Genomic DNA, 19,281 nt, shown 5'->3' on the forward strand with positions numbered 1-19,281 from the left:
GTTCATGCGTGGCCCTGGCCGCCGCGGCGGCGCCGTTCGTCGGTGGCGCTGTCGCTGCTTTCCACGGCGATCTGCAGGTCAGCGCCCGGCGGCGCCAGCGCGGAAGACAGTGCCTGCCCGACCCGTGCCGAGGACGGCTGCAGGACCAGGCGGTTACCGTCCACGCGTCCACTGACCGAGTGACCCGCACCCGCGCCCCAGCTCTTGAAGGACACGTTGAAGTGGCTGGCGGTGTCGGCGCGCTGGGCCATGGCCGTCTGCAGGGCTTCGGCCTGGCGCACCGCGCGGACATGCTGGCGGGTGAGGTTGGCTTCGGCACGACGCGCGTCGGCCATTGCCTGGGCGTCGGGCGCGGCTTCGCCGGTGTGCGGTTGCGGCATCACGGTGGCACCTGCGGCAACTGCGGCCTGCGCGAGGTCCGTCGGGGCGGGGCGGCCGGCGGCTGGCAGCAGTTCCGGCGCTGACCGTTCGGGAGCTGCCGCAGCGACCGGGACATCCCTTGCAGGCGCTGTGCGCATCATGCCGGCACTCACCGGCGCGCCACGCGATGCATCACGCGCGGTCCGCTCGCCCTGCCCCGGCTGCACCCGCGAAGGCAGTGCTGATGCCGTGGTGGCGGTGGCAACCTGTGCCAAAGCGGCAGCCGGGCCGGGCTTTTCTGCGGTATCGGGCACCGCGCCAGCGTTCAGGGAGGCGGCGTGCAGGTTGGCGGTGGCGTTGCTGGGCGCCGTGGCGGCCGGCGCCTTGGCGCCGGGCAGGACGCTGCCCTCCACCGCTGCTGGCAGCAGCGCCGCGGGTTCATTGCCGGGCACGCGCGGTGCCGCAGGACTGGCCACCGTCGGCAGTGGCCGTGAGGTGATGGCCGGCAGCACGGGCGCTGCAGCCGCCGCCTGCGCGTGTGCGGCCATTCCGCGCCGATCGCGGTGGGCGATGTCCTGCCCGTCCCTGCCGCCCTCGCGTTGCACCGTCGCCAGGATGTGGACCTCACGCTGCGGCAAGGGTGCGGAATCACGCGCCCACTCCTGCTCAACGTCTCTGTCCGACTCGTCCGGCGCCCACATCGCGACGTCGCCGGGGAAAGGCGACTGTTCCCGCGCTTCTTCAGCGGTGGGTTCGGCAGTGGGTTCAGGAGTCCGCTCGGCCGCCTGCTGCGCGGTCGGCTGGGGTTGCCTTGCCTGCACGCGCTCGCTCAGGGAGACCGCGTCGACGGGGCTGGCCGCCATGACGGCAGCCTGCGGTTCTTGGATCTTCAACGACATGTGTATTCCTCTTGGATCTGGCGCTCCTGGCGGCGCAGGCGCGCCTGCCGGTGCTTCTGGTCGATATGCGCGCCGACGGCCTGCAGCCGGCGCGCGCGCGAGTGGTTGCCGGCGGCGGCATGGCGCAGTTGCTGTTCCTGCTCGCGGGCGTCGCCGGCCTGCTCCTGCAGGTGGCCGGCGCGCAGTTCGCATTCCAGGACATGCGCCCGGGCAATGGCGACGCCGCGCAGGCGCTCGAACAGGCGCTGGCGGTCGAGCCCGTGTTCCTCGCCAAGCTGCGCGGCCTGCAGGCGCTTGTCTGCCGCGCTGCGCAGGGTCTGCGCTTCGCGGTCCCGTTGCGCAGCCTGCTCTGCCTGCGCGCTGGCGTCGCGACGCAGGCGGTGGGCGCGATGCTCCAGCAGCGTGGCCAGCCGCGCGGGGTCAGCGGGCGAGCGCATCAAGTGCCTCCACCGCCGCATCAAAGGTGACCGGTTCGTGCAGCGGCTGGCGCAGGAATGCCAGCAGGCGCGGTTCGCGGGCCACGGCATCGTCCTGCTCGGGCTGCGCACCGGGGCGGTACTCGCCGATGTCGCGCAGCAGCTGCAGGTCATCCAGACGGCCCATCACCGCGCGCACGCGGGTGGCCGCGGCGGCCTGGCGCTCGCTGGCCAGCTGCGGGTACAGCCGGCTGGCGCTGCGCAGCACGTCGATGGCCGGGAATTGGCCGCGCTGGGCCAGGCGCGGGCTGAGGTACACGTGGCCGTCCAGCAACGATTTGACTTCCTCGCCGACCGGGTCGGGGTCGGCGTCGTCTTCCAGCAGCACGGTGTAGAACGCGGTGATGCTGCCGGACTGTGCGTTGCCCGGGCGCTCCACCAGGCGTGGCAGTGCTTCGAACACCGACGCGGGGAAGCCACGCCGTGCCGGCGGTTCGCCGGCCGACAATGCGACGTCACGCAGCGCGCGCGCGTAGCGAGTGGCCGAGTCCATGACCAGCAGCACCCGGCTGCCCTGGTCGCGGAAGTATTCGGCAATCCGGGTGGCCACCATCGCCGCGTTGACGCGGGTGGCCGGCGAGGTATCGGAGGTGGCCTGCACGATGATGGTGCGCGTGGCCGCCGGACCGTGGCGGATGGCATCGACGAAGGAGGCCACTTCACGGCCGCGCTCGCCCACCAGCGCCACCACGCGCACATCGCAGTCGGCGTTGGCCAGCAGCATCTCAACCAGGGTGGTTTTGCCGCACCCGGCTGCGGCAAAAACCCCCATGCGCTGTCCTTCGCCTACGGTGAGCAAAGCGTCCAGGGCACGGATGCCGGTGGCGAACGGGGTCTGGATGGCACGGCGCTGGCGATAGTCCAGCGGCGCAGCCTGCACTGGTGCCGATACACCGGCTACGGTCACGTCTTCGCCATCGCGCAGCCGCTCCACCACTTCACCGAACCCGTCCAGCACGCACCCGAGCAGATGCGTGCCCAGTGCCACCTGCAGCGGGCGACCGGTGGCAGCCACCACCACGTCGGCTGCCAGCCGCACCGGGGCACCAATCAGCGCCAGCGTGGCCACGCCATGGTCGACCCGGGTGACCACGCCATGGGTGAGCACACGGTCGTCGCCCGCCGAATGGCGCACGTGGCAGTGCTCGCCCACCGCGACATCCGGCAGGGGCACCCGCAGCTCGCCGGCCCGCATCGCGACCGGCGTGGCACAAGGGCGCCAGCAGGGCGTGGCCGCTGTCACCGCAGCAGGGCCTGAAGTTCGATCACGCGCGCGTGGAACCCTTCGATGGCAGCGGCAAGCAGGCTCGATTCGTGGCGACAATCCGGCTGCAGCGCGCCGCCGACCAGGCAACCGTCTTCAAGCTGGCGAAGCGCCAGGCAACCATTGGCGAAGTGTGCGGCCGGTGCGGACAGCGCGGTGAGCAGCTCATCGGCACGGTTGCTGAAGCGCTCGGCCGGCGAGGTATCCAGGCGGCCCCACAGGTACACCATGTCGTCCACCGGATCGAGCAGAAGCTCGCCCACGTCGGCGAAGCCCATCACCACCGAGGAGTGGGTGTCGAACTGGAACCGCGATGGGTCGCAGCCCAGTTCCTTGAGGGCGGAGTTGAGGGTATCCAGCAGGGAGGTCATAAGCTTCTCATCACATCAAGGGTGACCGTGTCGGAGATCTCGGCGAACGAGAGCACCGCGGTCGAGGGGAGGCGGGTTTCAATGAAGCGCTTGACGAAGCGACGGATGTCCGGCGCGACCATCAGCACCACGTCGGGGCGGTGCGCGGCGACTTCGCCGACATGCAGGGCGAAGCGATCCATCAGCTCACCGGCTTCGGCCGGCTCCAGGTTGAGGTAGGCCGCACCCTGGCTCTGGCGGATGCCGGCGCGGATCTGGTCTTCAACCGGGCTGGACACCAGGATCGCGGGAATGCGCCCATCGCGGGCGAAGCGCGCGGAGATGTAGCGGGCCAGTGCGCCACGCACGTGCTCCACCAGCAGGATCACGTCCTTTTCGCGCTGGCCCCACTGGGCCAGGGTTTCCAGCACCACCTTCATGTTGCGGATGGAAACGTCCTCGCGGAGCAGGCGCTGCAACACTTCGGCCACGCGCTGGATCGGCATGTGCCGGTAGGTTTCCTTGACCAGTTCGGGGAAGCGCTTCTCCAACGCGTCCAGGACATGCTTGGCTTCCTGGATGCCGAACAGCTCACCGATGTTGCGCTGTACCGCGCCGTGCACCAGCCGGCGCAGTTCCTCGTAGTCGCTGGAGACATCGCACCCCAGTGCGCGCACGTCTTCGTGCGCGTCGGCCAGCACCCAGCGCGCGGTGCCGCCGTCGTGCGGTACCACCAGGCCCATGTCGAGTGCTTCCAGTTCGTCCTGCCGGCCCCAGACCCGCACGTGCCCGCTGACCACGTGCGAGGACGCTGCCGGAATCTCGTTGATCAGCACCTTGACCTCGTGGTCCTTGGCCGGGGTGTGGCTGCGCAGGACCAGCGGTGCGAGCTGCATGCCGGTGTTGACGAAGGCGTCGTGACGCAGCTGCTCTTCCCATTGGCCGGCAACGCCCGCCTCATGCAGCGACGGCGGCATCAGCAGGATCAGCGGCAGGGTTTCGCTGGTGAGGCGGGCGTTGGCGGTGTCGCCCTTGGCCGCCGGCGGCGCAGCGCCGCCCTGCCCCGTCCCCGGGGTGCCACCGGCATCGGCGGTCTTGGCGCGGCGCAGGCGCCACACCAGCATGGCCGCCAGGCCCACGGCCAGACCGGCGAACACCGGCAGCGGGAAGCCGGGCAGCAGGCCCAGCAGCAGCACCAGCACCGCGCCGGTGCCGAGTACCACGTTGCTGTTGAACAGTTCGCCCAGGATGTTGGCACCCAGGTTGTTGCTCTCGCCGCTCACCCGGGTGACGATGAAACCGGCGCTGATGCAGATCAGCAGTGCGGGAATCTGTGCGACCAGGCCATCGCCGATGGTCAGCAGGGTGAAGGTGTTGAGCGCCTGCGAGAAGGCCATGCCATGCTGCAGCATGCCCACGGCGATACCGCCGAACAGGTTGACGAACACGATCACGATGCCGGCGATGGCATCGCCCTTCACGAACTTCATGGCACCGTCGTACGAGCCATAGAGCTGGCTTTCGCGTTCCACGTCGCGGCGGCGGCGCTGTGCTTCTTCCGAGGTGATGGCCTCGGCGCGCAGGTCCGCGTCGATACTCATCTGCTTGCCGGGCATGCCGTCGAGCGAGAAGCGCGCCACCACTTCACCGATACGCTCGGAACCCTTGGTGATCACGATGAACTGGACCAGGGTGATGATGGCGAAGATCACCGCACCCACAACCAGGTTGTCGCCCACCACGAAGTCGCCGAAGGCACTGATGATGTGGCCGGCATCGGCGTCGAGCAGGATCAGCCGGCTGGTGCTGACCGACAGCGCCAGCCGCATCAGCGTGGTGAACAGCAGTACCGAGGGGAAGGTGGAGAAGTTGAGGATGCGCTCGACGTAGAACGAGCTCAGGAAAATCACGATGGCCACTGCCATGTTCAGGCCGATCAGCAGGTCGACCAGGAAGGTCGGCAGCGGGATGATCAGCATGGCCACGATCACGGCCATCAAAACCACCAGCGCCATTTCCGGCCGCAGGATGCCGCGCGCGCGGGCACCCAGCCCGCGCGTTGCGGTGTTGGCGGTGGCGCTCATACGCTCACCCCGCAGGCGTGGCCGGCGTGCCAGCGTTCGCGTTTCATGCTTTCCACCACCATGACCTCCAGGGACTGCGCCGCGCGTTCGCGCGCGACGTCATCGCTCCACACCGCATCGGGCAGGCCGCCCAGGGCACGACGCAGGGCCTGCACCAGGCGCGCCCGCTCCCGTGCCGACAGCGCGACGCGTGCGTCGGCCAGCGGGCCGGTAAACAACCCGGCCCAGTCCTGCAGTCCGCGCACCACATCCAGCAACCCGCCGACCACCGCTTCGGCGGTGGTGGACAGCCGCGCCAGCAGCCGGTCGCGGGTGGCTTCCTGGACCAGCAGGTGGTCGGTCGAGCGCAGCACGGCCAGGTTGCGCACCTGGCGCAGCAGCCGGCCGAACTCCAGGTGCGAGGCACTGGGGTCGAGTGAGTACATGTCCGCGCCGAGCGCCTGCTCCATGAAGTCGACCACCTGCGCGCGCCGCTCGAATCCGTACAGCGCTATCCAGCCGGCGTATTCGCCCACGCAGTCCTGGTGGTTGCCGATGAAGTCGCGGTAGCTCTGGCGCAGCGCGCGGGCCGAGAACTGGCTGCCGCGCGCGGCCAGCCGCGCCTTGATCGCCACGTTCAGGCCACCGCGCGTAGCCGCGCCATTGCCCTGCGCGGCCTCGTCGGCGAGCAGCTGCTCCAGCGACTGCTGCAACAGCTCGCGCAGTTCCTCCAGTTCGTCATCGGCGATCAGCGAGCGCAGCACCGCCAGCATGTCGCTGGGATCGGGGAACAGCTGCCGGAGCAGGGCCAGCAACTGCACGGGGCTGCGCATGCCGTCCAGCACTGCGCGCAGGTCCGTGACCTTGCTGTGCACCTCATCGTCCAACACATGGTCGATCCACGCCTGTGACTCGCCGGAGCCGACGCTGCGCTGGCCATCCCGACGGCGCTGCAACGAGGCGACCAGCGCAGCCAGGTCATCCTGCATCGACATGGCGGTGGCCAGGGTCCCGGGGCGGGATGGCTTGCCCGCTCCGGCCAGCAGGTCCTTCGCCGCGTCATCGCGATCGCCCTGCACCGTCGCCTGGCGCGAGGTGACCGGCAACGGCGTGGTCATCGGGCGGTTAATGGCCGGCAGTGCCATGCGCGGCCTCCGCGGAGTTGAACTGCGGATGCACCGCACGCAGCGAATCGTGCACCGAGTCGCCCACGCCGGGGCCATATACCTCGGGCATGCGGTACGGGTCGACCGGGTCACTGCCGGTGAGCAGGCGCGGCTGGATCAGGAACACCCGCACGTGGCTTTCGGCCGAGCGGCTGTCCTGCCCGAACAGCCGGCCCACGCCCGGGATGCGGCGCAGGCCGGGAATGCCGCTGTAGCCGTCGTCGGCCGAGGAACGGGTGTAACCGCCAACCAGCAGGCTGAGCTGCTGCGGCACCCGTGCAACGGTGTCGATGACCGTGCGGTTGACCAGCGGCAACGCATCCACCGTGCGGGTGGCGTCGGCGGCGCCATCCTCGATCTTCAGCTGCATTTCCACGTCATGACTGCTTGAGATGCGCGGCAGCACGCTGATCAGGGTGCCGTAGGTCACCTGCTCCAGCGACACAGCGCGGTCGCCGACCAGCTGTGCATAGAAGGTCTGGTTGCTGTCGAAATAGGCCGGGATGTTCTCCTGCGTCAGCAGCACCGGGCGCGAGATGATGTGTGCATCCCCCTTGCTGGCCAGTGCCTGTACCGAGGCCAGGAACCGCGTGCCATCCAGCGTGCTGACCGACTTGCCCTGGTTGATGCCGATGGACAGGCGGTTGCCGATGTTGATGCCACCGCTCCAGTTCACGCCCAGGCGATCGAGCTCGGTCTTCTTGATGTCGATGATCCACAACGACAGTTCGATCTGCTTGCGGGGAACGTCCAGTTCGCCGACCAGTCGCTTGACCTGTTCGATCTGGGCCAGCGTGCCGCGCACGATCAGGCTGTTGGTTTCCGCATACGCCATCACCACGGCCGGCGCGGGGCCGGTCGGCACCGACGGGGACACCTGGCCCGGCTGCGCCAATGGCGCGGTGGCGGGCAGGAGCTCTTCGGCGATGGCGGCCGGGTCAAGCGGGGCCGCCGGCTGCTTGACCACTGCACCGAAATCGCCCAGTTTCAGCACGCCGGCCAGCACCTCGGCCACGCCCGGCAGCGCGATTTCCGCGCTGCGCAGGCCATAGCGGCGACCATTGACAAAGCTGTGCTCCAGCTTGATCACTTCCACGTGGTGCGGGCTGGCGTCGGCGCCTTCATACAGGTCGTCCAGATAGCGCGCCGCATTCATCACGATGTCCACGTACACCGGCGGGCCGGCCACGTAGAAGGTGCCATCGGCGCCGCCGCCGCGCACCGGGTAGCGGGTATCGGACAACCGCGCCTTGCGCAGAAAGTCCGACAACGTGGCGATGGAGGTGTGCCGCAGGCGACCCACGGCGTTTTTCTGCTCGTCGGCGTCGTACACGTAGATGGACTGGCCGTCGCTGTACCAGACCAGGCCCAGTTCGGCGGAGACCTTGGCCAGCACGTCAAGCGGGCGGGCCAGATCGAAGCTGCCGCTCACCTTTTTCTTCAGTGCCCTGGGGCTGATCACCACGGCCTGGCGTGCACGCGCGCCGATGGCATTGAGCAGGTGGCTGGCGCTGTCGGCGCGGGAAACGAAGCCGGAGGCATGCGGCAGGTCGGCGCGATCCTGGATCGCGGTGCCTTCCAGCGGGGTCTGTGCGAAGGCGAAGGAAGGAACGGTCAGCAACAACAAGTACAACGTCAGGGAACGCATGGATCACTCGTTGGGCGTCGAGACGGCCCGGTAGACGGAAAGGGGCGAACAACCGATCAGCGATTTCACGTCGGTGCAGAAGTGCGACAGCGACGCGTAGCCGTGATCGGCGGCGAGGTAGGTGAACGAGCGCGCGCGGCCGGGATAGGCCAGCAGCGCGCGCGCGGCGCGCTGGATGCGCAGCTCGCGCTTGAGCGGGCGGCCCAGTACCTGCCGGCAGCGCCGGTGGAACTGCGCCGAAGACAGGCCATAGCGCTGGGCCAGGGCGGCCACGGAGTTTTCGCCGCCTTCGTCCAGCAGGAAACGCATCAGGCCGTAGCTTTCGCTGCGCGCCAGGTGGCGCAGCAGCTGGGCGGCCTGGCCGTCGTCCGGCTGGCCGGCCCCGCGGGCGAGCTGGTCAATCAGCCAGGCGGCCGCCACATCGGGGTCTTCCAGCGCGGCCTGCGCCACCCAGCACACCGGCTGCGGCTCACCGGCCGGGCGCAGCACGTTGCTGGCATGGTCGAAGTGGGCCAGCGCCCGTGCCATGCCACTGCCGGCCAGCGCGACAGCGTTCAGCGCGCTGTTGCGCGGCAGCGGCACGCCGGCCAACAGCAGGCGGTCACCGGGCGCAAGCTGAATGACCTGCCCAGCGACGGTGAGGTCGATGGGGTCCTGCCCTGCATTGACGATGACGTGCATCCGACCACTCCCGTTCAGGCATTTGCCGAGGCGGGACGCGGTCTGCGGCCCTTCTCGATGAGGGCTGCATGTTGGAGACGGCCGGGGGGCAAGGCTCTACAAGAAGTTAGAAAGGCGGCGCGAGTTGCGGTATTTGTAGCGACCCCACTCAGACGGTTGTGCCGATGCGCCACCAGGAATCGATCCCATGACACCGCTGCTCGGCATCCACCATGTCGCTCTGATCTGTGCCGATTACGACCGCTCGCGCGACTTCTACGTCCGCGTGCTGGGCCTTGCCGTGAAGGCCGAGCACCACCGCGCCGCGCGCGATTCGTGGAAGCTGGACCTGGCCCTGCCTGACGGTGGCCAGCTCGAGCTGTTTTCCTTCCCGTCGCCGCCGCCGCGGCCCAGTCGTCCGGAGGCACAGGGCCTGCGCCACCTGGCCTTCCGGGTGGCGGCACTGGAACCGATGATCGAGCGGCTGGCCGCCGCCGGCGTGGCGTGCGAGCCGATCCGGGTCGACGAGTACACCGGCCAGCGCTTCACCTTCTTCGCTGACCCCGACGGGCTGCCGCTGGAGCTGTACGAAACCACCTGAATGCGTTGTGGCTGACCGCCGGGATGCGTTCCGTACCAGAGCGAATGGGTATACAGTCCAGCTGTCCCGGCCCCCGCGCCGGCATTCACGTACATCCCTGGGAGGGGAACATGCGCAAGACCTTCAAGACCCTGCTGCTGGCACTGCCGCTGGTGATGGCCGCGATGTCGGCCTCGGCGGCCGACGGCGCGGTAGGCCGCTGGAAGACCATCGATGACAAGACCGGCAAGGTGAAGTCCATCGTGGAGATCACCCAGGCCACCAATGGCACGTTGAGCGGGAAGGTGGTGGAAGTGCTGCACTCGGACAAGGGCCCGAACCCGGTCTGTGACGATTGCAGCGGCGCCAACAAGGGCAAGCCGGTAAAGGGCATGACCATTCTGTGGAACCTGACGCAGGACAAGGGCACCACCAACAAGTGGTCCGGCGGTACGGTTCTGGATCCGGCCAACGGCAAGACCTACAAGTCCAAGCTGGAGCTGCAGCCGGGTGGCAAGAAGCTGGACATGTCCGGCTGCGTGGCGTTCATCTGCCGCGCCCAGACCTGGGTACGCGAATAAATCCCGCCGCGTAAAGCGCTGGCAGATCAACGACATGGGGCTGGCGCGGGATGACCGCGCCGGCCCTTCGTCTTTCCGGGGAGCATGCGATAATCCCGCGTTCCCCCCGCACCCGCGCAGATCATGACCCGCACCGCTCTTGTCACCACCGCACTGCCCTACGCCAACGGCCCGCTGCACCTGGGCCATCTGGTTGGCTACATCCAGGCTGATATCTGGGTGCGCGCGCGGCGAATGAGCGGCGGCAAGACCTGGTTCGTATGCGCCGACGACACCCACGGCACCCCGATCATGCTGGCGGCCGAGAAGGCCGGGGTGACCCCGGAAGCGTTCATCGCCAACATCCAGGCCAGCCACGAGCGTGACTTCGCCGCCTTCGGGGTCGCGTTCGATCACTACGACTCGACCAACTCGGCCGGCAACAAGGCCCTGACCGAGGCGTTCTACCTCAAGCTCGAGGCGGAGGGCCACATCACGCGCCGTTCCGTGGCCCAGTTCTACGACCCGGCCAAGGGCATGTTCCTGCCCGACCGCTACATCAAGGGCATCTGCCCCAACTGCGGCACGCCTGACCAGTACGGCGACAACTGCGAAGTATGCGGCGCCACCTACGCCCCTACCGACCTGAAGGACCCGCGCTCGGTCATTTCCGGCGCCACGCCGGAAATCCGCGATTCGGAGCACTTCTTCTTCGAGGTCGGTCGGTTCGAGAGCTTCCTGCGCGAATGGCTGGCAGGCGATGTTGCCCTGCCGGGTGTGAAGGCCAAGCTGGGTGAGTGGCTCAATGCCGAAGGCGGCCTGCGCGCCTGGGACATTTCCCGCGATGCGCCCTATTTCGGCTTCCAGATCCCGGGCCACCCGGGCAAGTACTTCTACGTGTGGCTGGATGCGCCGATCGGCTACCTGTCCAGCTTCCAGGCCCTGTGCGCGAAGAACGGCGAGGATTTCGACGCGCACCTGCGCGCCGGCACCAGTACCGAACTGCACCACTTCATCGGCAAGGACATCGTGAATTTCCACGGCCTGTTCTGGCCGGCGGTGCTGCACGGCACCGGCCACCGCGCGCCGACCCGCCTGCACGTCAACGGCTACCTCACCGTGGATGGCGCGAAGATGTCCAAGTCGCGCGGTACGTTCGTCATGGCCCGCACCTTCCTGGATGCCGGGCTGGAGCCGGAAGCACTTCGTTATTACTTCGCGGCCAAGTCGTCGGGTGGCGTGGACGATCTCGACCTGAACCTGGGCGACTTCATCGCGCGGGTCAACGCCGATCTGGTCGGCAAGTTCGTCAACCTGGCCAGCCGCTGCGCCGGCTTCATCAGCAAGCGCTTCGACGGCCGCCTGGCCGACGCGCTGCCCGATGCCGCGCAGTACGACCGCTTCGTGGCCGCGCTGGCGCCGGTGCGCGAGGCGTACGAGCGCAATGATCCGGCTGCCGCGCTGCGCCTGACCATGGCACTGGCCGACGAGGCCAACCGCTACATCGATGAACAGAAGCCGTGGGTGATCGCCAAGCAGGAGGGCGCCGACGCGCAACTGCAGTCGGTGTGCACCCAGGGCCTGAACCTGTTCCGCGTGCTGGTCACCGCGCTCAAGCCGGTGCTGCCGGCCACCGCCGCGCAGGCCGAAACATTCCTGGCCGCCCCGGTGCTGCGCTGGACCGACATCGCCTCGCCGCTGCTGGCCCACACCATCGCCGTGTACAGCCCGCTGTTCACCCGTATCGACCCGAAAATGATTGACGCCATGACCGACGCTTCGAAAGACACCCTCGCCGCCCCCGCACCTGCAGCCCCGGCCAAGCCCGCCAAGCCGGCGGCGCCTGCGGCCGCGCCTGCCGCCGCTCCCGCTGCGGCGGCGGAAGGCCCGGCGTATATCGGTATCGACGATTTCGCCAAGCTGGACCTGCGCATTGGCAAGGTGCTGGCCTGCGAGTTCGTCGAAGGCTCGGACAAGCTGCTGCGCTTCGAACTGGATGCCGGCGAGCTGGGCAAGCGCCAGATCTTCTCTGGTATCCGTGCCAGCTATGGCGAACCCGAAGCGCTGGTCGGCCGCAGCGTGGTGTTCATCGCCAACCTGGCCCCGCGCAAGATGCGCTTCGGCGTGAGCGAAGGCATGATCCTGTCGGCGGGCTTCGACGGTGGCGCGTTGGCGCTGCTCGATGCCGACAGCACCGCGCTGCCGGGCATGCCGGTTCGCTGATGCCTGCCGGGAGGGCGTAGATGGAATTGGCCCTTGTCGACTTCGATCACACCGTCACCGACTGCGATACGTACGCGCGTTTCCTGCGCCGGGTGGCCACGCCCGAGCAGCTGGCCCAGGCGTGGTGGAAGGTGGGTCCGTGGCTGTTGGCCTATCGGTTGAAGTTGATTTCCGCCGAACGCATCCGTGCGCGCGTGACCCGGTTGACCCTGCGCGACCGCCACGCCGACGATATCGCCACCCTGGCGGCCGGGTTCTCCCGCGAGGTGCTGCCCGAGGTGGTGCGCCCGCAGATGCTGGAGCAGATCCGCTGGCACCTGCAGCAGCGGCATACGGTGGTGATCGTGTCCGGCTCGCTGGACCTGTACCTGCGCCCGTGGTGCGAGGCGCTGGGGCTGGACCTGATCTGCAACCGGCTGGAAAGCCAGGACGGCCGCTTGACGGGGCGTTATGCCGAGGGCGACTGCGCGCCGCACAAGGCCGACCGCATCCGTGCGCGCTATGACCTGTCACGCTACGCGCGCATCCATGCGTACGGCGACAGCCGCGAAGACCGGCCGATGCTCGCATTGGCGCAGGAACGCTGGTACCGCGGAAAACCCCTGAAATGAAGCTCCCGCGCAGCCGACGCCACGCATGACATCGTCTTCCCTGCCCCTGGTCGAACGCCTTGACCGCCTGTTGCCGCAGACCCAATGCGGGCAGTGCGGCTACGACGGCTGCCGCCCCTACGCCGAAGCGATGGCGCGCGGTGAGGCGAGCGTGGACCATTGCCCGCCTGGGGGTGACGAAGGCGCGCGCGCGCTGGCACACGTGCTGGAAGTGCCGGCGCTGCCGTTCGACCGCAGCCGGGGCGAGCACAAGCCCGCGCAGGTCGCGCGGGTGATCGAGGCCGACTGCATCGGCTGCACCAAGTGCATCCAGGCGTGCCCGGTGGATGCGATCGTGGGCGGCGCCAAGTACATGCACGCCGTCATCGCCGATCTGTGTACCGGTTGCGAATTGTGCATTCCACCGTGTCCGGTGGACTGCATTGAACTGGTGCTTACGGCAACGCGGCCGTAATCACGATCTCCACTTTCCAGCTCGGGTCGGCCAGCTTGGCTTCCACCGTCGCACGCGCCGGGGTCATGCCCGCCACTACCCATTCGTCCCACGCCGCGTTCATGCCGGCAAAATCGCCGATGTCGGCCAGGTAGACCTCCGCGCGCAGCACGTGCTGCTTGTCGCTGGCCACCAGCGCCAGCAGCTTGTCGATCTCGGCCAGCACCTGGCGGGTCTGGCCAGTGATGTCCTGGCTGGTGTCTTCGGGGATCTGCCCGGACAGATAGGCAACCTTGTTGTGCACGGTCATCTCGGACATGCGCGGACCGACGTCGAAACGTTCCAACATGGCGATGGCTCCTCTGTGATGGTGCAGGCATTGTCGCCGAAGCGGGGTCACGCTGTCGTTGCGGCCGATCCAAGCGGCCACAGCGCGCACAGCCACCCGGCTTGGCAAGTCCCCGGCGGAAGCGCACGATGCGCCGGCGAGGCACGCTGGCGTGCTTTGACCTCTTCATCGCCTGCCCCGGAGCACGCTGTACCGATGACCGATCCTGCACCTGCCCCCTCGTCCCGCGTCGGCTGGCGCCGCGCGGCGACCGTCGTCTTCAGCCTGGGCATCCTGGCGCTGGCCCTGCGTGGCCTGGCCAACGAATTCGACGACCACGGCTATCGCGCCATCCGTGAGGCCTTCCACCAGCTGGGCGCGGGCCAGATCGCACTCACGGTCATCCTGGGCCTGGCCAGCTACGCCTGCCTGATCGGGTTCGATGCGATCGGCCTGCGTCGCAGCGGCAAGCGCCTGCATCCAGCGCGGGTGGGCATTACCGCCTTCCTTGCCCACACCCTGGGGCAGACGCTGGGTTTTGCGGCGCTCACCGGCGGTGCGGTGCGCCTGCGCGGCTATGGCGGCGCCGGGCTGAGCCTGGCCGAGATCGGCCAGGTGGTACTGATGAGCACGCTGGGCTTCGTGTTCGGCGCCTGGCTGCTGTTGGCGCTGGCCTTCCTGCTGGAACCGGGCGCCGCCGCACTCGCACTGCCCGTGTCGGCGCAGGCCGTACGCGTGCTCGGCGCGGCAGGCCTGCTCGCCTACGTGGGCACGGTGCTGCTGGTCGGGCGCGAGGGCCGCAGCTTCCAGATCCGCGGCCACGCGCTGTGGCTGCCCGATCGCCGCACGATGCTGGGCGTGACCGCGCTCAGCGTGGTGGAACTGGTGCTGGCCAGCGCGGCGTTCTACGTGCTGCTGCCGATGGATACCCCGACCGGGCTGCCCGGGTTTGTCGGCCTGTATCTGGTGGCCGTGCTGGCCGGACTGATTTCCAGCGTGCCGGCCGGGTTGGGCGTGTTCGAGTGGAGCCTGCTCAAACTGCTGCCGCAGGTGGCGCCTGCGGCGGTGCTTGCAGCGGCCCTGATCTACCGGGTCACCTACTACGTGCTGCCGTTGCTGCTGGCCACCGTGCTGGCCGTGGCGCCGGCGCTTCGCCGCCCACTGCGCGTGGGTGCCGGCGCCACCCGCGCGGGCTGGACCGCGCTTCGGCCCTGGCTGCCGCAGATCATCGCGCTGGCGGTGTTCAGCGTGGGCGCAGCGCTGGTGATCGACGGCACCCTGCCCACCCCGCGCCGACACCTGCTGCACGCTTCGCTGCCGATCCTGGAAACCTCGCACCTGCTCGGCAGCCTGGCCGGCGTGGTGCTGCTGCTGATCGGCCAGGGCCTGCAGCGGCGCAGCCATGCGGCCTGGATACTGGCATTGGCGATCTGCGTGATCGCGCCGCTGCCGATCTGGCTGCGCGGCGGGCAGGTGCTGATCGCGCTGGCCTCGGTGCTGGTGGCGATGGCGCTGTGGGCGTCGCGTCGCGAGTTCTACCGGCAGGGCGCGCTGCTCGACGAAGCGTGGTCGTGGCCGTGGATCCGCAACCTGGGTCTGGTGCTGGTGGCGGTGATCTGGCTGCTGTTCTTCGTCTACAGCCATGTCGAATACCAGAACGAGCTGTGGTGGCAATTCGCCGCGCAGGGCAACGCACCGCGTGCGTTGCGCGCACTGCTGGTGGTGGCAATCGCGTTGGCCATCTTCGGCCTGGCGCGGCTGCTGCACAGCACCCGCACGCCCCTGCCGGCAGCCGACCCGGCCACGCTCGACGCGCTGGCGCCGATCCTGCAGGCGGCGCAGGACACCCAGGCCTGCCTGGTGCTCACCGCCGACAAGGCCGTACTGCGCGACGATGCCGGGCGCGGCTTCGTGATGATGCAGCGCTACGGCGGTTCGCTGATCGCGATGGGCGATCCGGTCGGGCCCCCGGACGTCGCACGCGCCTTGATCTGGCGCTTCCGCGAGGAGGCGGATCGCCTCGGCCTGCGCCCGGTGTTCTACCAGGTGGGCGAAGCGTACTGGCAGACCTACCTCGACCTGGGGCTGACCCTGGTGAAACTGGGCGAGGAAGCGATGGTGCCGCTGCAGGACTTCGGGCTGGAGGGACGCGAACGCGCCGACCTGCGCCAGGCCTGGAACCGGGGCAAGCGCAGCGGCCTCAGCTTCCGCGTTGCACCGCCCGACGAGGTTGCCGCGTTGATTCCCGCACTGGCCGAGGTATCGCAGCAGTGGCTGGACGACAAGGCCGGCGACGAGAAAGGGTTTTCGCTGGGCAGTTTCGATCTGGACTACCTGGTGCGCTTCCCGGTGGCCGTGGTCGAGGCCGAGGGCCGCATCGTCGCCTTCGCCAACCTGTGGCAGGCACCGGCCGGGCACGAGCTGTCGGTGGACCTGATGCGGCACGTCGACGATGCACCGAAAGGCACGATGGATTTCCTGTTCATCGAGCTGTTCCTGTGGGGGCGCGCGCAGGGCTTCCACCGTTTCTCGCTGGGCATGGCGCCGCTGTCGGGCCTGGCCCAGCACCGCCTGGCCGGCCGCTGGAACCGCTTTGCCAACGTGGTCGCACGGCACGGCGAGCGCTTCTACGGCTTCAGCGGGCTGCGCCGCTTCAAATCCAAGTTCGCGCCGCAGTGGCGCGCACGTTATCTGGCGGCGCCGGGCGGCATGCACCTGCCAGCGGCGCTGCTGGATGCGACACGGTTGATCTCACTGGCGCCGCGGAAGACGTAACGCGGCAGTCAGGACCCGGGCTTCATCTGCGCGAACGCCGCAGTGAAGCCGGCAATGCTCTCGCTGCCGTGCACGGCGTTCAGCGCCTGCTCGGCCAAGGCACGCTCCTCCCATATCCACGCGAGCTTGGGGTCTTCGCCCAGCTCGCGCCACACGGAGTCGAGCCCCTCGACGGCCGGTTGCGCGCCGTCGAACAAGGCCTGCGCGTAATCCAGGCTCGCAGGGCGCCAGGTGAGGTAGGCCACTGCACGCTGCGACAGCGGGATGCCGGCAACCGCGTCGGGCAGGAAGTACCGCGCGCTGGCAGGCCAGGTGGGCTGGACGTCCGGCGCATCCCCTGGCGCTGCCGCCAGCCGCTTGAGCGACTCCCCGCTGACCTGCAGTTTGCCCTTTCCGCCGACGTCCACCGAACGCTTGTCGCCGCCCAGGGTAAACGCGTAGGCCCTGTCCTGCTGCGCGCGGGCGGCCATTTCCACCACCGCGTTGCGCAGCTTCAGGCAATCCGCGCCGATCGCGGTCGCGCCACCGGCCTTGGTTTCACCCACCAGCACCACGTCGTTGCCGTGCATCAGCAGGAAATCGAGCTCTCCCTTGACGTGCCTGCTCTCCGCCGGGCGCAGCGCAGGCGGGACGTTGGCACCACGGACGATGCGATAGCCCGGATCCTCACTGGAAGCGGTCGCCTCGTTCATTGCGTTGCAGAGCTGTGTCAGTGCGGTGCCGACCCGATCTTCCACGTCCCGCCCGCGCGCGCCGCCTCCGCTCCGGGACTGATGCGTTGCCCGCTGCGCCAGATACTCGATCACGCTGGCCTCCCGTTCCAGTTCCTGCTTTTCGGCCAGCACGTCCGCATGCGGCGCGAAGTCGGCCGCGATTTTTTCGCCCAGCGCGCAGGCGCCTGCCGTCACGCTGGCCCACTCGCCCGTGCCTGCCCGGGCATCGTCCACGGCGGCGGCGAGCGCTTCCAGGTGTGTCTTTCTGGCTGGATCCGGTTCGCGCTCAATGCGCGCAGGATGCGCGAGGTTCCTCAACTTCTTCGCGGCCTGCAGCGCGGCCTCGCATTTCGGGGAAGCGACAAGCAGGCGATAGTCCTTCACCTTGGGAAAACGATGCTGCAGGATTGCCTTGCGCAGGTCGACGTCATTGTCCCTGACCAACCGCTCCAGCGTTTCCTTCAAGCCTGCGCAGAACTGCTCGCGGGTGGAGGCATTACGGTCGCCCGAGCGCCAGAGCGACAGGGCGTCGGCCATCTTCTGCGCGGAAGACCCATCCCCCGCCCGGGCCGCGGAGCGGTCATCGGCCATCAGCGCGTACAAGCGCCGCTCGATGGGCGCATTGGAGATCATCGCGGGCGCCTGCAGGCGTCCCACCGAAGGCCGCTCATCGGACACCTCGACAGGCGGAGACTGGCGCGTCGGCGCAACGGATGAAACTCGAAACACTCAACACCCCACGCAGTAAGATCCGCGTGGATGGTGTACGCAACGGAGATGACGCGGCTTCCATGATTCCATCAACGCGTCGGCAGATGATCGAGCAGCGTCTTCGCCAACCGGTCATAGTCGCCCTTGAAATGGTGGTCGCCCGGCAACGCAATCACCGTGGCGACCCCCTTCGGCAGCCCCGGGCACAGTGCATCGCCATCGTCCTCGCCGTACAGACACACGGTCCGGTCCGCCGGCAACCGGGCGATCTCCGGGGCAATGGGCAGGCCATCCGCGCCGCCGCCCAGCCAGTTGCTGACATGGAATTCGTAATCCGCCTTGCGCCCTACCGACATCAGGCCGATCAATGCGATGGACCCGCGCGTGGCCGGATCGAGCTGGTTGATGGCCGCTGGCAGGACATCGGCGCCCTGCGAGAAGCCCACCAGCAGCAGCCGCTTGCGCTGCCACTGGCTGCCGTAATGGCGTGCGATGCGTTCCAGGTCGCGGGCGAAGCCTTCCGGCGTGCGCGCCGTCCAGAAATAGCGCAGCGAATCCAGGCCGACCACCGAAATGCCGTTCTTGCTGAGCGCGGCGGCCACATCCTTGTCCAGCCCCGCCCAGCCGCCGTCGCCGGAAACGAAGATGGCCAGGGTGTCGCCGCCTTTCTGCGCGGGTACTTCCACCACCGGCAAGCCGTTGAGGCCATCCGGCGGCGGCGCCAGGCTGACACCCTTCTGCGCCCCGATCACATTGGCTGCTGCCAGCAGTCCGGGCAGGTCATCGCCCCGCGCGGTGCGTTGGAACTGCCGCCCCATCTCCACCTTGTGCACGAATGCTGTGGCGTCACCTGCCGCGCACTTGCGGTCACCGGCGGCGTTCAGCCACGGAAACGCCAACTCCGCCGGCTGCAGGCGGCCATGGCTGACACCGGCGCCGCACACCGCGCGCTCGCGCGCCTGGTCGGGACAGAACCCGGTGGTGATCAAGCCGGCGAAGACCTGCGTATCGGCCTGCGCCGCCACTGCATAGGCCAGCTCGGCGCCGCTGCCATCGCCGCCGATCAGCGGCAGGTGGTAACCGGGCACGTGCAGGTACGCCTGGAACCAGCGCGAAAAATTCTCCACGTCGCCTGCGCCAAAGCTGCAGTTGCCGCCCCCTTCGTGGGCCAGACCGGTGCGCAGCCGGGCCACATCGACCTGGGCCACCAGGGCGCCCTGCGCGCGCAGGGCTTCGATGCGCTCGCGCGTGCGCTGGGGTTCGCTGCCACCATCGAACCAGACCACCACGCGTTGCGGGTGGCCTTCCGGCGCGTGGATCGGGACGTCATTGAAGCGCCCGTGGCTGACCTGCTGCGGCGCCGCCGGGGCCGCTGCGGCCCCCATCATCGACACCAGGCCCAGCACCACTCCCAGTCCCCTGCCCACACTGGCTCGCCGCATCGTCACGCATCCCGGAAAA

17 protein-coding genes are annotated in these 19,281 nt (G+C 68.7%); 6 read left to right on the forward strand and 11 right to left on the reverse strand.

All coding sequences use genetic code 11. The features are described 5' to 3' along the window. Nucleotides 1–2 precede the first annotated feature (2 nt). The 8 genes from V9K91_RS07315 to V9K91_RS07350 form a co-directional block, all read right to left on the reverse strand. The gene (locus tag V9K91_RS07315) at nt 3–1,259 is read right to left on the reverse strand and encodes a hypothetical protein (RefSeq protein ID WP_336443237.1); all 1,257 of its coding nucleotides are present in this window, start codon (nt 1,257–1,259) and stop codon (nt 3–5) included. Further along, entirely contained in the window at nt 1,250–1,696 is a 447-nt protein-coding gene (locus V9K91_RS07320; RefSeq protein WP_095363519.1) for a hypothetical protein, read from the reverse strand. The genes V9K91_RS07315 and V9K91_RS07320 overlap by 10 nt, the downstream gene beginning before the upstream one ends. Continuing rightward, a complete protein-coding gene (locus tag V9K91_RS07325; protein ID WP_337308178.1) occupies nt 1,680–2,909 on the reverse strand; it encodes a FliI/YscN family ATPase in 1,230 nt (409 codons plus the stop codon). Before V9K91_RS07325 ends, V9K91_RS07320 begins: the two co-directional genes overlap by 17 nt. Nucleotides 2,910–2,974: 65 nt before the next feature. Beyond that, complete coding sequence (locus tag V9K91_RS07330; protein ID WP_068853572.1) at nt 2,975–3,370, reverse strand: hypothetical protein; 396 nt, start codon at nt 3,368–3,370, stop codon at nt 2,975–2,977. Further along, the gene (locus tag V9K91_RS07335) at nt 3,367–5,433 is read right to left on the reverse strand and encodes an EscV/YscV/HrcV family type III secretion system export apparatus protein (RefSeq protein WP_095363520.1); all 2,067 of its coding nucleotides are present in this window, start codon (nt 5,431–5,433) and stop codon (nt 3,367–3,369) included. Before V9K91_RS07335 ends, V9K91_RS07330 begins: the two co-directional genes overlap by 4 nt. Further along, entirely contained in the window at nt 5,430–6,557 is a 1,128-nt protein-coding gene (gene sctW / locus V9K91_RS07340; protein ID WP_336443235.1) for a type III secretion system gatekeeper subunit SctW, read from the reverse strand. Before sctW ends, V9K91_RS07335 begins: the two co-directional genes overlap by 4 nt. Continuing rightward, the gene (sctC, locus tag V9K91_RS07345; RefSeq protein ID WP_095363522.1) at nt 6,538–8,226 is read right to left on the reverse strand and encodes a type III secretion system outer membrane ring subunit SctC; all 1,689 of its coding nucleotides are present in this window, start codon (nt 8,224–8,226) and stop codon (nt 6,538–6,540) included. Before sctC ends, sctW begins: the two co-directional genes overlap by 20 nt. A gap of 3 nt (nt 8,227–8,229) precedes the next feature. Then, the gene (locus V9K91_RS07350) at nt 8,230–8,907 is read right to left on the reverse strand and encodes a helix-turn-helix domain-containing protein (protein ID WP_068853576.1); all 678 of its coding nucleotides are present in this window, start codon (nt 8,905–8,907) and stop codon (nt 8,230–8,232) included. A gap of 187 nt (nt 8,908–9,094) precedes the next feature. Between V9K91_RS07350 and V9K91_RS07355 the strand changes: the two genes are divergently transcribed. The 5 genes from V9K91_RS07355 to rnfB all read left to right on the forward strand — a co-directional run bounded on the left by V9K91_RS07355 (nt 9,095) and on the right by rnfB (nt 13,314). Further along, on the forward strand, nt 9,095–9,487 hold the full coding sequence (locus V9K91_RS07355; protein ID WP_093533452.1) for a VOC family protein: 393 nt from the start codon (nt 9,095–9,097) through the stop codon (nt 9,485–9,487). 110 nt (nt 9,488–9,597) lie between these two features. Then, nucleotides 9,598–10,047, forward strand: a complete 450-nt coding sequence (locus V9K91_RS07360) for a DUF2147 domain-containing protein (RefSeq protein WP_095363523.1) — start codon at nt 9,598–9,600, stop codon at nt 10,045–10,047. A 123-nt stretch (nt 10,048–10,170) separates the two neighbouring features. Further along, a complete protein-coding gene (metG, locus tag V9K91_RS07365) occupies nt 10,171–12,249 on the forward strand; it encodes a methionine--tRNA ligase (protein ID WP_068853579.1) in 2,079 nt (692 codons plus the stop codon). Between the two features lie 20 nt (nt 12,250–12,269). Next, nucleotides 12,270–12,860, forward strand: a complete 591-nt coding sequence (locus V9K91_RS07370) for an HAD family hydrolase (protein WP_093533454.1) — start codon at nt 12,270–12,272, stop codon at nt 12,858–12,860. Nucleotides 12,861–12,885: 25 nt separating this feature from the next. Continuing rightward, on the forward strand, nt 12,886–13,314 hold the full coding sequence (gene rnfB / locus V9K91_RS07375) for an Rnf electron transport complex subunit RnfB (protein ID WP_093533455.1): 429 nt from the start codon (nt 12,886–12,888) through the stop codon (nt 13,312–13,314). Here the strand turns inward: rnfB and V9K91_RS07380 are convergent. Continuing rightward, the gene (locus tag V9K91_RS07380) at nt 13,295–13,642 is read right to left on the reverse strand and encodes a RidA family protein (protein WP_068853582.1); all 348 of its coding nucleotides are present in this window, start codon (nt 13,640–13,642) and stop codon (nt 13,295–13,297) included. The two genes, rnfB and V9K91_RS07380, sit on opposite strands and share 20 nt — an antisense overlap. Before the next feature lie 195 nt (nt 13,643–13,837). Between V9K91_RS07380 and mprF the strand changes: the two genes are divergently transcribed. Further along, a complete protein-coding gene (gene mprF / locus V9K91_RS07385; RefSeq protein ID WP_249832894.1) occupies nt 13,838–16,396 on the forward strand; it encodes a bifunctional lysylphosphatidylglycerol flippase/synthetase MprF in 2,559 nt (852 codons plus the stop codon). A gap of 8 nt (nt 16,397–16,404) precedes the next feature. Here mprF and V9K91_RS07390 read toward each other — a convergent pair whose 3' ends face one another. After that, entirely contained in the window at nt 16,405–17,742 is a 1,338-nt protein-coding gene (locus tag V9K91_RS07390) for a hypothetical protein (protein WP_095363525.1), read from the reverse strand. Between the two features lie 167 nt (nt 17,743–17,909). Further along, on the reverse strand, nt 17,910–19,262 hold the full coding sequence (locus tag V9K91_RS07395) for an AcvB/VirJ family lysyl-phosphatidylglycerol hydrolase (protein WP_095363526.1): 1,353 nt from the start codon (nt 19,260–19,262) through the stop codon (nt 17,910–17,912). Between the last annotated feature and the right edge of the window lie 19 nt (nt 19,263–19,281).

It is taken from the genome of Stenotrophomonas sp. CCNWLW57, from assembly GCF_037203925.1.
In the GTDB taxonomy this organism is placed as follows: Bacteria; Pseudomonadota; Gammaproteobacteria; order Xanthomonadales; family Xanthomonadaceae; genus Stenotrophomonas; species Stenotrophomonas rhizophila_A.